12 protein-coding genes are annotated in these 13,323 nt (G+C 64.5%); 9 read left to right on the forward strand and 3 right to left on the reverse strand.

Going from position 1 to position 13,323, the window contains the following annotated elements; translation table 11 throughout:
- Nucleotides 1-2 precede the first annotated feature (2 nt).
- Nucleotides 3-1,172 carry a DNA polymerase III subunit beta gene (dnaN, locus tag BJF87_RS08270; protein ID WP_006361172.1) on the reverse strand — a complete coding sequence of 390 codons (1,170 nt, stop codon included), beginning with the start codon at nucleotides 1,170-1,172 and terminating at the stop codon, nucleotides 3-5.
- A gap of 848 nt (nucleotides 1,173-2,020) precedes the next feature.
- Complete coding sequence (gene dnaA, locus BJF87_RS08275; protein ID WP_006361171.1) at nucleotides 2,021-3,553, reverse strand: chromosomal replication initiator protein DnaA; 1,533 nt, start codon at nucleotides 3,551-3,553, stop codon at nucleotides 2,021-2,023.
- A gap of 515 nt (nucleotides 3,554-4,068) precedes the next feature.
- On the opposite strand from dnaA, the gene rpmH reads away from it, so the two are divergent.
- From rpmH to BJF87_RS08320, 9 genes are all read left to right on the forward strand, one after another.
- Complete coding sequence (gene rpmH / locus BJF87_RS08280) at nucleotides 4,069-4,212, forward strand: 50S ribosomal protein L34 (RefSeq protein ID WP_005200386.1); 144 nt, start codon at nucleotides 4,069-4,071, stop codon at nucleotides 4,210-4,212.
- A 43-nt stretch (nucleotides 4,213-4,255) separates the two neighbouring features.
- Complete coding sequence (rnpA, locus tag BJF87_RS08285) at nucleotides 4,256-4,687, forward strand: ribonuclease P protein component (protein ID WP_075862925.1); 432 nt, start codon at nucleotides 4,256-4,258, stop codon at nucleotides 4,685-4,687.
- Nucleotides 4,684-5,163, forward strand: coding sequence for a membrane protein insertion efficiency factor YidD (yidD, locus tag BJF87_RS08290; RefSeq protein ID WP_075862898.1), 480 nt, complete (start codon nucleotides 4,684-4,686; stop codon nucleotides 5,161-5,163). Before rnpA ends, yidD begins: the two co-directional genes overlap by 4 nt.
- A 28-nt stretch (nucleotides 5,164-5,191) precedes the next feature.
- Nucleotides 5,192-6,382: a membrane protein insertase YidC gene (yidC, locus tag BJF87_RS08295; RefSeq protein WP_075862899.1), complete on the forward strand. Its 1,191-nt coding sequence runs from the start codon at nucleotides 5,192-5,194 to the stop codon at nucleotides 6,380-6,382.
- A gap of 44 nt (nucleotides 6,383-6,426) precedes the next feature.
- Nucleotides 6,427-7,080, forward strand: coding sequence for a R3H domain-containing nucleic acid-binding protein (locus tag BJF87_RS08300; RefSeq protein ID WP_075862900.1), 654 nt, complete (start codon nucleotides 6,427-6,429; stop codon nucleotides 7,078-7,080).
- Nucleotides 7,081-8,281: 1,201 nt separating this feature from the next.
- Nucleotides 8,282-8,983, forward strand: coding sequence for a 16S rRNA (guanine(527)-N(7))-methyltransferase RsmG (gene rsmG, locus BJF87_RS08305; RefSeq protein WP_042378121.1), 702 nt, complete (start codon nucleotides 8,282-8,284; stop codon nucleotides 8,981-8,983).
- Nucleotides 8,984-9,208: 225 nt separating this feature from the next.
- On the forward strand, nucleotides 9,209-10,165 hold the full coding sequence (locus BJF87_RS08310) for a ParA family protein (RefSeq protein WP_042378119.1): 957 nt from the start codon (nucleotides 9,209-9,211) through the stop codon (nucleotides 10,163-10,165).
- A 34-nt stretch (nucleotides 10,166-10,199) separates the two neighbouring features.
- The gene (locus BJF87_RS08315; RefSeq protein ID WP_006361164.1) at nucleotides 10,200-11,237 is read left to right on the forward strand and encodes a ParB/RepB/Spo0J family partition protein; all 1,038 of its coding nucleotides are present in this window, start codon (nucleotides 10,200-10,202) and stop codon (nucleotides 11,235-11,237) included.
- A 146-nt stretch (nucleotides 11,238-11,383) separates the two neighbouring features.
- The gene (locus tag BJF87_RS08320) at nucleotides 11,384-12,244 is read left to right on the forward strand and encodes a hypothetical protein (protein WP_075862901.1); all 861 of its coding nucleotides are present in this window, start codon (nucleotides 11,384-11,386) and stop codon (nucleotides 12,242-12,244) included.
- Here BJF87_RS08320 and BJF87_RS08325 read toward each other — a convergent pair.
- Nucleotides 12,189-13,322, reverse strand: coding sequence for an N-acetylmuramoyl-L-alanine amidase (locus tag BJF87_RS08325; protein ID WP_006361162.1), 1,134 nt, complete (start codon nucleotides 13,320-13,322; stop codon nucleotides 12,189-12,191). The genes BJF87_RS08320 and BJF87_RS08325 overlap by 56 nt on opposite strands.
- Nucleotide 13,323 lies beyond the last annotated feature (1 nt).

The following is a 13,323-nucleotide window of genomic DNA, read 5'->3' on the forward strand; positions in this document are numbered from 1 at the left end:
GGTCAGCCCGGCAGGCGGACCGGCATCAGCAGGTAGCTGAACGCGCTCTCGGGGGCCACGTAGGCGCCGGACTCGTCGGCGACCGGATCCTCGCCGCTGGCCGGACGCAGGACCGCCGGACGGCTCGGGGTGGTGAAACCGAAGTCGACGCTGTCGGCGTTGATCGCCGACAGACCGTCCTGCAGGTAGCCAGGGTTGAAGGCGATGGTCAGCGGCTCGCCGTGGAACGACACGGGCAGCTCTTCCTCGGCCTTGCCCGCCTCGTCGCCACCGGCGGTGAGGAGCACGGATCCCTCGGTGAACTCCATCCGGACCTGCGCACCGCGCTCGGCGACCAGAGCGACGCGGCGGATCGCCTCGATCAGCGGAGCGCTGTCGATGGTCGCGACCGCGGTGTGGCTGGCCGGCAGCAGCTGGCGGAACTTCGGGAACTCCGCGTCGAGCAGGCGGGTGGTGGTCTTCTTGGTCTCGCCGAGGATGCCCAGGATGCCGTCGGATCCGATGGCCGCACCGCTGCCGAAGGCCAGCGAGACGACGCCGGTGCCCTCGGCGCCCGCGGTCTTGGCGCTTTCGGAGAGCGTCTTGGCCGGGACCAGAACCGCCCCCTTGGTGTCGGGGTCCGAAGGCTCCCACTGCAATTCGCGCACAGCAAGGCGGAAACGGTCGGTGGCCGCGAGGACCACGGAGTTGCCCTCGATCTCGACGCGCACGCCGGTCAGCATCGGCAGGGTGTCGTCCTTGCCGGCGGCGACGGCGACCTGGGAGATCGCCTCGGCGAACAGCTGTGAGGGGATCGTGCCGGTGATGGCCGGGACGTCGGGCAGCTGCGGGTAGTCCTCGACCGGCATCGTCGGCAGGGAGAATTTGGCGCTACCGCAGGTGATCGCAACGCGGGAGCCGTCAAGGGTCACGTCGACGGGCTTGTTGGGCAGGGCCTTGGTGATGTCGGCCAGCAGGCGACCGGAGACCAGCACCTGGCCGGGCTCGGCCACCTCGGCACCCAGGTTCTCCTGGGCCGAGACCTCGTAGTCGAATCCCGAGACGGTCAGACCGGTCTCGCCGACGTTGAGCACCACACAGCCCAGAACCGGTACCGGCGGACGAGAGGGCAGGCTTCGAGCAACCCAGGCGACGGAATCAGCGAACTCGTCACGTGCGACACGGAACTTCATGCTGGGAGATTGCCCTTCTCTCTCGTGCGGATCGTCGGCATGCCGGAGCCGAAACGACGGCATGGTCGATCACGTCCCACATCCGGGAATCCCACTGTAGAACGCGACCGCCGATGCCGGGATGGTTGGGGCCAACTCAGTCCATCCGGGAGGACGGGCCTGCAGGGCCCGCGGATGGGTGTTTGTGCACAGTCCTTCTTACAAAAGATTTCTCTTTAGAGAGGGATCCATCTCAGTAATAGGAACTGTGGAATCTGTGGACAACAGTTACATCGGGCCAGTCGGACGGGGTGCGCGGGTGTGCATGACCGGTGGAGCGTCGTTGAGTCGAATCCCAAGAGTCTGTGGACAAAACTTGTTGTTCGCGCGGCGTCCACCGTCGGTGCACAGGTCTTCGGCTGTTATCCCATGCCGATCCACAGCCTCAGGACCTGAAAATTGTCATTCCAGACGGCCGATCCGAGTGTGCGAGAACACAGAAGATCGACGTGTCAGTCTCGACCCGGGGAACAGAGTTGTGGTTCTCGGTGATGGATCCGACGTCCGTGCGGGGCCGGCGGACAGTGGTGTCATCTCTTCCCGGGTGGTGCGAGGTGCGAGAGCCGGCTACCGCTGCCTGAGGTGCGAGGAGCGAGGTGCGAGAGCCGGCTACCGCTGCCTGAGGTGCGAGGAGCGTGGCGACGAGCCTCGAAGGCCCAGTGCGCCGTCTCGCCCCTCTGAGGCTCCCCCACGCTCGCACCTCAGGAATCGGGATATGACGGCGTCCAGGCCTGCACACGCCCTTGACACACGAAACGCGCCTCCCGTGCAAGGCACGAGAGGCGCGTGGAGAGCAGAGAAGAGGAGTGTCAGCCCACCGCACGCTGCTTGATGCGGGCGGTCAGCTCCTGGACGTGGTCGTACACCTTGCGGCGCTCGGCCATCTCCTTGCGGATCTTGCGTTCGGCGTACATGACCGTGGTGTGGTCACGGTCGAACGTCTCGCCGATCTTCGGCAGCGACAGGTCGGTGAGCTCGCGGCACAGGTACATCGAGATCTGACGTGCCTGGGCGATGGATCGCGTCTTGCCGGGGCCCCGCAGTTCTTCGACCGAGATGTCGAAGTACTCGGCGGTGATCGCGAGGATGCTGGCGGCGCTGACCTCGAGGGTGCCCGAGTTGGGCAGCAGCGCCTGCAGCACGACGTCGGCAAGCGACTTGTCGAGGGCGGCGTCGTTGAGTGAGGCGAACGCCGTCACGCGGATCAGCGCACCTTCGAGCTCCCGGATGTTGCGCTCGATCTTCGACGCGATCAGCTCGAGGACGTCGTCGGGCACGGCGATGTTGTCCATCTGCGCCTTCTTGCGCAGGATGGCGATGCGGGTCTCCAGATCCGGCGGCTGGACGTCGGTGATCAGTCCCCACTCGAATCGCGTACGGAGCCGATCTTCAAGTGTTGCAAGCTGTTTCGGCGGGCGATCGGACGAGATGACGATCTGCTTGCTCGCGTTGTGAAGCGTGTTGAAAGTGTGGAAGAACTCTTCCTGGATACCCTCTTTACCCACGAGGAACTGGATGTCGTCGACCAGCAGCACGTCGACGTCGCGGTAGCGACGCTTGAACGCCACCCGCCGGTCGTCGCGCAGCGAGTTGATGAAGTCGTTGGTGAATTCCTCGGTCGAGACGTACTTGACGCGCATCCCGGGGAACAGGCGCTGGGCGTAGTGCCCGGCCGCGTGGAGCAGATGGGTCTTGCCCAGTCCCGACTCTCCCCAGATGAACAGCGGGTTGTATGCCCGTGCCGGAGCCTCGGACACCGCGACCGCCGACGCGTGCGCGAAGCGGTTCGACGCACCGATGACGAAAGTGTCAAAGGTGTACTTGGGGTTCAGGTTTGCGCCCGACGGCGACGGCGTACTGGTCGGCCGCTCGGCGAAATACGAGGCCCAGTCGCCCGACGGCCGGCCGGTGTCGCCACCCGGCGCGGGTCCGGCGCCCGGGGTCGCCGGGAAGCCGGCACCGATCGCCGCGCCCGGGACCGCGGAGTAGTCGACCGGCGCCGCGCCGTTGACCACGCGGGGTTCGGGCGCGGCCGGCTCGGGCATCGGCTCGTCGTTGCGGGGTGTCTGGATTCGGACGCCGAGATCGACCGGCTCGTTCAGGTGACGGCTCAGCACGGAACGGATCGTCTCGCGCAGATTCCGCTCGATCTGTTCCTGGACCAGAGCGGTCGGCACGGTGAGGAGGGCGAAACCCTCGGTCAGGGTGAGGGGTCGGACCAGTGACAGCCACGCCTTCTGCTGGCGGGTCAGTGGTTCGTGGTCACGTGCGGCTTCGTCGTCGTTGAGTTCGGCGACGACCTGTTGCCACACCTCACCGAATGTGTCGCGGTCTGAAGTCACGGGGCTGGCCTCCTGACCCGGAAAACTACCAGCGTTGACGCGGGCCGGGGCACCCCACGTCATCGACCGCATCTCTCCACAGAGTTATCCACACCTGTGTACAACGGTGATGACGAACTTGGGACTTTGGTCGGTAACCTCGGATCCCGGCGACACTTCGTTGGTGTCCGGCGGGGGTTCGTGGCCGACGCTCTGACAGAACCTAACAGAGGTGTCGGCGGGCTACAAAGCGATCGGGACAATTGACTCGTTCAGACTGATTGTCGTGATCCGCGTGCTCCAGAACACACCTGGTGAGAGACTGTTCTGCTGCCCCGACGACCGCGTTTGATTTGAGCGCGCGCTGTCAGTAGTCTCGACTGGTCATCCAGGTTGCGGATTTGCGCGGCGTTTTGTCATGTTCGCCGAGTTCATCACCGACAAGAGTTCGGCACCGTCCTGGATCAACGACCAACGACAACATGTGGGTCACGTGCGGGTAACCGGCGTGCTCACAGGGAGCACAAGGAGTCACCGTGGCCAAGGGCAAGCGTACTTTCCAGCCGAACAACCGTCGTCGTTCGCGCGTGCACGGCTTCCGTCTGCGTATGCGGACCCGCGCCGGCCGTGCGATCGTCAGCAGCCGCCGTAACAAGGGCCGCGCGAAGCTCACCGCCTGATCGTCGGCTACCCACCGGATCCTCCGGGTCCGGTCAGCTGATGATGACTGCGTCTTCTCATCGGATCTCTCGTGGATCCGACTTCTCACGCACCCTGAAGTCCGGTGCGCGGGTGAATGCTCGTGACTTCGTCGTACACCTGGCACCTGTCGGCCCACAGTGGCCGGATCCAACAGGGTTACGCCGCGACGTCGCCATGACAGGTGGACCCTGGCTCGGCCTTGTCGTGAGTAAGTCGGTGGGCAACGCCGTGGTCCGCCATGCCGTCGCACGACGGCTGCGGGCCGCGTTCGGGGCTACGCGGCATCTCTGTCCGGCCGTCGAGACATACGTGGTGATCCGCGCTCGACGCGGCGCCGCGGACAGGACCAGTGAAGAACTGGCGGATCAACTGCGATCGGCTTTGACCAGCCGGCGGGTCGTCGAGATGGCGCCCACCGCAGGCACACCGACCGGGGCGGGTGTCGGACGATGATCGACGCCGAGCTGAATGACCGTGGATCGGCCCCCTCCCCCACCCCGTCATCGTCGACTCCGAACACTCGGACCGACTCGCCCGCGGACGCGGACGATCAGCTCACCGTCATCGCCCGGATGCGCCGGGTAGCCCATCTGCTCCCCCGCCGCACGGTCATCTTTCTCATTGAGCTCTACCGGACCTGGGTATCGCCGCTGCGGCTGCCCACGTGCCGGTTCGAACCGACCTGCTCGGGTTATGCAGTGGAAGCCCTCGAACGTCACGGCTTCTTGTACGGCTCTCTGCTGGCGACGGTCCGGCTCCTCAAGTGCGGTCCGTGGCACAAGCCCGGATACGACCCGGTTCCCGACAAAGGTCCCCGCGAACTGTGGAGCGATCTCTGCGGCCGGATCCGTGAACTCTCCGGCGGGCCGCAGCCGGCCCACGATGGCCGGACCCATCAGCCACCGTCCCGGCGGAACGATTCCACCTAGAGAACAACAAGTAAGGGGTACCTGACCCGTGCTCGACTTCATCTACTACCCGGTGTCCGGGATCATGTGGGTGTGGCATTGGCTCTTCAGCTACGTCACGCCCGCCAGTCCCGGTGGCGACGGCATCGCCTGGGCATTGTCCGTGGTGTTCCTCGTCTTCACCCTGCGCGCAATTCTCTACAAGCCCTTCGTGAAGCAGATTCGCACCACGAAGAAGATGCAGGAAATCAACCCGCAGCTCCAGGCGATTCGGAAGAAGTACGCCAAGGACCGGGTCAAGATGACCGAAGAGATGCAGAAGCTCCAAAAGGAGCACGGGTTCAACCCCATGCTCGGCTGTCTGCCGATGCTGCTGCAGATCCCGGTGTTCATCGGTCTGTTCCACGTGCTGCGTTCGTTCAACCGTATGGGCACCGGCATGGGGCAGCTCGGCATGAGCGCCGCCGAGACCCGGTCGCAGGGCAACTACGTATTCAGCGCGGAGCAGGTGCAGAACTTCCTCGACGCGCGCCTGTTCGGCGTCCCGTTGTCGTCGTATCTCGTCGAACCGTCGACCGAGTTCCAGGCCTTCGTCGAGCCGGGTGCCCCGATCGACTTCACCCGCCCGCAGATTGCTTACGTCGTGGTGCCGATGATGATCGTCGCTTCGATCGCCACCCACATGAACTCGCGCGCCTCGGTGCAGCGTCAGCCCGAGGCTGCACTGGAGAATCCGCAGACGCGGATGATGAACAACCTCGCGCTCTACATCTTCCCCATCGGCATCCTGGTCACCGGTCCGTTCTTCCCCGTCGCGATCCTCCTCTACTGGATGAGCAACAACATCTGGACCTACGGCCAGCAGCACCTGGTCTTCGGCAAGATCGCCAAGGAAGAGGAAGAGGCCAAGCTCCTCAAGCAGGAGAAGCTGAAGGCGAATGCCCCCAAGCCGGGTGTGCGTCCGGACCGCCAGAAGAAACGCAATGCAGCCGCAGACGAATCCGGCAACTCGGAGACGACAGCGGTGTCCATGACCAAGGCGGGTGCGACCGACGACGCGGATGCGACGAGCGACTCCTCCCCCAGCGGCGCCACGGACTCCGGGCCGGGCGCGAAGCCGAAGCCGGGACAGAAACCGACGCGCTCGAACGCCGGCGCCGGTCCGGGTTCCAAGAACCAACCCCCCAACCGGGGCGGGAAGTCCACCGCCAAGAGCGGTAAGAAACGCGGCAAGCGATGACCGCACAAGACTTGTTCGAAGAAGCACACAGTTAGGTGAATGAGATGACAGCAGAGACTGCAACTCAAACCGGAACCGAGACCGAGGCGCAGGACGACGCCAAGGCCACGACCGAAGACCAGACCGAGTCCACCGCCGAGTCCACCGGTGCGGACACCGCTGCCGACACCGACGTCACCGACGAGTCCGCCGAGGACTTCGACGATGACGAGGACGATGACGAGGACGAGGACGACGAAGATCGCCTCGTCGAAGAGGGCGAGATCGCGGGCGACTACCTCGAGCAGCTGCTCGACGTCCTCGACTTCGACGGAGACATCGACCTCGATGTCGACGGTGATCGTGCCGTCGTCAGCATCGACGGCGGTGACGACCTGACGAAGCTCGTCGGCCGTAAGGGTGAGGTTCTCGACGCCCTGCAGGAACTGACCCGTCTCGCGGTCCAGCAGGCGACCGGTGAGCGCAGCCGGCTGATGCTCGACATCGCCCGGTGGCGTGCCGACCGTCGTGACCGCCTGGCCCGTCTCGGCCGCGAGGTCGCCGAGCGTGTCCTCAAGTCGGGCGAGCGCGAGGCGCTGGATCCGATGACTCCGTTCGAGCGCAAGATCGTCCACGATGCGGTCGCCGCCGTCGACGGTGTCGTCAGCGAGAGCGAGGGCGCCGAGCCCAAGCGTCGCGTGGTGGTCCTCCCCGAGTAGTACTCGCCGGACTACGAGTTGCACTCAGGCCCCGACCGTCGGTCGGGGCCTGAGTCGTTTCCGGGCTCCCCTCCCCTTCAAGGTTCCCGACGCTCGAATGGCTGCGAGAAATTACAGGGGTGTTGTTTCACGTGAAACGTCGGTCTTTGTGGCCTTGTCAGTTTTCGCGTGAGGGGACGTTGTGGGTTCTCGTGCGCGGCGAGGAGCCGTCGATTCGACGCCCTCCGGCCAACTACGGCACCGGATCTCCGCGACCTCAGGTATCCGGGTTGATTTGTCACGTGTCGTTTCATTTGGATTGCCTCATTGCTGCCCGGTGGGCCTCCGCGAATCCGTCTGCATCCCTTGGCGGCCATCCGTTCGCGGGTCGATGCAATCGAAGTGCGATGCTGATTGTGGAGTGTCCCCCCCACAGAGACTCTCACCGGTCCCTTCATAGGAAGCCGAGGTTCTAGTGAGTGCGCCGGTCTGGTTGCGGGCCGGTGAGTGCTTGGCAGGCTCGCATGATGGTAGATGTCACCCTTCGTGGCGGGCAGCGACATGACTCGCGTCATCTGTTGCCGATCTGGGTTTCACGTGAAACGGGGCGGTGCTGAGGTCCACGGGAACCAGCGCGGTGTACGCGGCGTCGCTCGGCCCGAAGTCGAGAAGCGTGCCTAGGCCCCGCCACCGTAATGAATGCCCCGTTCTGCCGGCCCCGATTCATCCAACCCTTTCGCGACCGGTTGAGATCTCGTCGGCGTCCGAGCCGCGAGTGTCGCCCACTCGTGAGGGACACTAGAGAGGTACGAAGCAAATGGGGTTGAGAGCAGACGGGGTTGAGTCGGTGCGCAGGCCCGCATCGCGAGTTGACTGCTCCCCTCCCCCAATAGCCGCCGTGCCGTAATGACGCGTAGCGGTGAGCATCCGACCGCGCTTCCCCGGGCTCCTCTCTTGTCGACCCGATCCCGCTGCGGCACGACAAAAGATTGAGCTAGATCTGGTCAGTCGGATTCGGCGCCATTGACCAACGACTCGTCCGCCGGGCCGTGGATCGGTAACTCTGCTCCGGTCATGCGACTACGAGTTCAGCGGTCCGGCGAATATCACCAATGTGGTTTCACGTGAAACATGTGCCTCCGGGCTCCATGTGCACCGACCGTGAGTCCCGCCAGGTTCCACGTGAAACACTGTCATAGGACCAACTAGAAACGGAGGCGCAGTGTCGTCAGACGCTCAACCCGATGACCATCCCGACCTTGATGCACTGCAGACCCCGCCGGCGTCGGCGGACGCGGTGTTCGGTGAACGTAAGGAACTGGCGGAGGGTTACTGGCGAATACTGGCCACCGATGGCATCGACCACGGCCTGATGGGACCCCGAGAGGTTCCTCGTCTGTGGGATCGGCACATCCTCAACTGTGCAGTCATCGGCGAACTGATCGAGAAGAACGAGATCGTGTTCGACGTCGGGAGCGGTGCGGGCCTACCCGGTTTACCGCTCGCCATCGCACGGCCGGATGTGTCCATCACTCTGATCGAGCCGCTGCTTCGTCGTAGTACCTTCCTTGAGCGAGCAGTCCAGACCCTCGGCCTCGAGAACGTGGCAGTCGTCCGCGGCCGTGCGGAGGAGAAGGCGGTCCGCGCGGGCGTAGGTCTTGCGGACGTGGTGACGTCCAGGGCTGTCGCACCGCTTGAGCGGCTCGCCAAATGGTCCGCTCCCCTTGTTCGTGGGGGCGGACGGATGATCGCGATCAAGGGATCGTCTGCGGCCGAGGAGATCGAGCGGGATCGCGCGGTCGTCGGGAGGACCGGAATCAGTGACCTCCGGGTAATCACGTGCGGGGCCATACTCGAGACCCCGACGACTGTCGTGGTGGGGACGAAGGCAGAGCGGGCCGCGAGAAAGCAGCGACGGCGATGAGCATCGCCTGGATCATCCGCGGTAGTGCGGCCGATTGTGCCGACGGTGTCACACAGAGGGAGTTCTGAATTGGTATGGAGTCCGCGTAAGGCGCAGAATAGAAAGCGTCCTGGCAGTGCGACTCAGCGCGCTGCCGTTGACGATTCTGCATCAGTTGGAACCGGGGCGACGTCCCCTGGACCCGACAACTCGAACGCCTACCAAGTAGGTCAAAGGAGTGCCCGCGTGGTCGAGCAAGACCCGAACGTTTCACGTGAAACGCCACCCGCTGGAGCCCCGCACGTCGCGGGCGAACCATACGCCGACACCCCGATCGCCATGGCTGCGGAGCGCGCGAGTCAGGTCCTGACACCTGGCGGTGCCGGCCAACTCCCCCGCCCGCAGCACACCCGCATCATGACGGTCGCGAACCAGAAGGGTGGCGTCGGCAAGACGACCACTGCGGTGAACCTGGCTGCCGGTCTGGCTCTGCGTGGACTTCGCGTGCTCGTCGTTGATCTCGACCCGCAGGGCAACGCGAGCACGGCCCTGGGTATCGACCATCGCGCCGAGGACATCGCCTCCGTCTATGAACTCCTCCTCGGAGAGGTGACGCTCCAGGAGGCCATCCAGGAGTCGCCGAGCCAACAGGGTCTCTTCTGCGTCCCCGCGACACTCGATCTGGCCGGTGCCGAGATTGAACTCGTGTCCCTGGTGGCGCGCGAGAACAGGCTCCGAAACGCCCTCTCCGACGAAGTGCTTGCCGAGTATCAGCTCGACTACGTCTTCATCGACTGCCCGCCGTCACTCGGCCTGCTGACCGTCAACGCGATGGTCGCCGCCCGTGAGGTCCTCATCCCGATCCAGTGCGAGTACTACGCACTCGAGGGCGTGGGACAGCTTCTCCGGAACATCGAGCTCGTACAGGCGCACCTCAACCGCGAGTTGCACGTGTCGACGATCGTCCTCACGATGTACGACGGTCGGACCAAGCTGGCCGACCAGGTGGCCGAAGAAGTCCGTCGCCACTTCGGCGACAAGGTGCTCGGCACGATCATCCCCCGCAGTGTGAAGGTGTCCGAGGCACCCGGTTACGGGATGACGATCATCGAATACGATCCCGGTTCACGTGGCGCGATGAGTTACCTGGATGCGGCGCGCGAACTGGCTCTCCGCGGCGCAGCGGAAAGCGCTCAGGCATGACGACACAGATCCGGTTCCGAGTGGAGGTAGAGGCATGAGTCAACGGGACACCGCGCAGCGACGAGGCGGACTCGGTCGTGGACTGGCCGCACTCATTCCGACCGGTCCCACCGAGGACCAGTCGAGCGCTCCCAGACTGGGCAACGCCGCTGCCGACGTCGTCATCGGGAAGGGCCCGTCGCCTGCCGTCGACGGCCATTCCTCCCCTGCCGGCGCCTCAGCGGTCGACGTATTGAGCCGCGAAGAGGCCGGCGCCGTCTACCGGGAGATCCCGCCCAAACAGATTCAGCCGAACCCGAACCAGCCCCGGACGGTCTTCGACGACGAGCAGATGTCCGAGCTGGTCCACTCGATCCGCGAGTTCGGTTTGATGCAGCCCATCGTCGTACGGCGCCTGAAAGAGCCGACGGCTGACGGTGTCGCCTACCAGATCGTCATGGGTGAGCGCCGGTGGCGGGCGAGCCAGGAGGTCGGTCTCGAGGCCATCCCGGCCATCGTCCGCGAGACAGCTGATGGCGACATGCTGCGCGACGCACTGCTCGAGAACATCCACCGCGCTCAGCTGAATCCGTTGGAAGAGGCGGCCGCCTACCAACAGCTTCTCGAAGAGTTCGGTGTCACCCACGAACAGCTCGCAGCCAAGCTCGGCCGCTCACGCCCGCTCATCAGCAATATGATCCGCTTGCTGAAGCTGCCCATCCCGGTCCAGCGACGAGTCGCGGCGGGCGTTCTGTCCGCTGGGCATGCTCGCGCCCTCCTCGCCCTCGAGACAGGAAGCGACGCACAGGAGGCTCTCGCCGCGCGAATCGTTGCCGAGGGCCTGTCGGTTCGCGCGACCGAGGAAGCTGTCACTCTCGCCAACCGCGGGGACGGACCTGAGGCGAAGCCGGCCGCACCCAAGCGCAAGCCGATGCAGATGCCTGGACTCCAGGACCTCGCCGAGAGACTGTCCGACAGCCTGGACACCAGGGTTACAGTCAGTCTAGGGAAGCGGAAAGGGAAGATTGTCGTGGAGTTCGGATCGGTTGATGACTTGGAACGCATCGTTCAGTTCATCGATCCGAACAAGTGAATTCCACCGCGGTATTCTCGGTACCAGCGGATGCGGAAGTAATGTCACAGTGACGATTGATGGATCAAGCGGCGACCTGGATTTCGAAATGGTCTGCAGCCCAATATGTTTCGTAGATTCAGGTCTTCGGTTCGGAGCTAGGTGACATGAGCGTGTCGATTGTGCGGCTGGAACTCGGATCTTTCGAGTCGCTCCCCCACCACACCCGGCGATGTGTCTTCTGGGAAGTCGAACCGACCACCAACGGTGAGTCCTACAAGAGCGAGTTCGACAAGGAGGCCTGGATCTCCGGGCTGCTGCTCGAGTGGGGCGCGTGCGGACAGGTCGCGATCGAATCAACGACCAACTCCGTCATCGGTACGGCGTTCTACGCACCGCCGGCCAGGGTGCCTCGCTCGCAGCACTTCCCCACTTCCCCGGTCAGTCACGATGCCGTACTACTCACAAGCATCCGAACCGAGCCGGGCCACGAGGAAGTCGCGACGATTCTGCTCGACGCAGTCCTCGGTGATCTGATTCGCCGCGGTGTCCGCGCGGTCGAATCCTTCGGACTGGTTCGCAACGGTGCCGGCGGGGCCGAGTTCGGCTCGACGCTCGGTGCCACACCATCCGGATCTTCGGAGACGGGTGGGGCCGTCGCCGGTGGAGGTCTCGCCGATCTCGATTTCTGGACGGACGAAGAGATCATCGAAGTCGCGCGGGAGATTCTCGAGGACTCACAGGCGGACTTGTGCACCACGTGCATGATCGACGCGTCGTTCCTCAAGAACTCCGGATTCGACGTCGTCTCATCGCATCACCGCTTTCCGCGGTTCCGTCTGGAGCTCGACCAAGGACTCGGCTGGAAGTTCGAGGTGGAGAGCGCCCTGGAGAAGCTTGTGGTGATGGCCGAGATCGATCTCATCGGACGGCAGCGCACAGCTGTCCCGGTGGGATCCGGTCGGGGGCGCGTCAGCGCGAAGCGTTCTCCGCAGCCAGAAGGTCCGCGAAAGTGTAAGTGCCCGTAGGACGATCGTCCTGATCGAGCAGGTACAACCGCTTCACGGCCACCAGGATGGCATCCGCGATGACATTGCGCCAATCCGAATCGGCAAGGACCGCGGCATCATCCGGGTTGGTGATGTAGCCGACGTCGATGAGGGCGACCGGCATTCTGGTGAGCCGCAGGACATCCCACGTGCGCTCGTGCGTCCGACAATCGGCAAGCGGTGTGCGAGCGGCGATCTCGCGCTGGATGAACCCGGCGAGATTGCGACCGATCGTCGAGAAAGAGTTCTGGTTGTTGCCGAAGTAGAACGACGCGACGCCGTTGGCCTGCACGTTGCGGTAATGACCGCAACGCAGCGAGATCATCAGGTCGGCGTCCATGAGGTTCGCGACTCGGGCGCGTTCGTTGTCACCCGGCCGGCCCCGACCATCGTGAGACAGGAAGGTCTGCATCCCGGCGGCGGCCATGCGGCCCTCGAGACGCGCTCCCAGATCCCAGAGAAGATCGGATTCGCGTTCGGCGAGGTCACCGGTCGACAGCGGATGCAGCCCGCCGGAACCCGGATCGATGAGGATCCGCTTGCCCGACAGCTGCGGACCGGAGCGTCGAACCTGCTCCTCCTGACGGATCGCATACGGCGAACCACCGGTCACACGCGTGCCGAGACGCTCGAGAGACCGCAGAGTCGCCGGACCACAGATCCCGTCAGACGCCAGACCGTATTCACTCTGGTACAGACAGACTGCGTTGTGGGTGTTGAGCCCGAAGATTCCGTCGACGAGCGAGGTGTAGTAGCCGAGGTTCTGGAGTCGATGCTGCAGGGTCGCGACGTCGTCGCCGACCATGGGTGCCGACAGCTGGTACGAGAGCACACGGGCACCGAGACGATACGAGGCCTCGCGAAGAACCCGGTAGGTCGCGGGTCCGACGATTCCGTCGACGATCAGACCGCGCTGCTGCTGGAACGCCCGAAGTGCCCGGTCACAGGCTTCGTCGAAAACAGGTTCCCCACCCTCGGGCAACAGACCGAGCCCGACCAGGATGGCGCGGATCTCGGCCACCGCCGAGCCGTGATCCCCAAGTCGGAACAATGGCATG

It is taken from the genome of Gordonia sp. CNJ-863, assembly GCF_001942325.1.
GTDB lineage: Bacteria > Actinomycetota > Actinomycetes > Mycobacteriales > Mycobacteriaceae > Gordonia > Gordonia alkanivorans.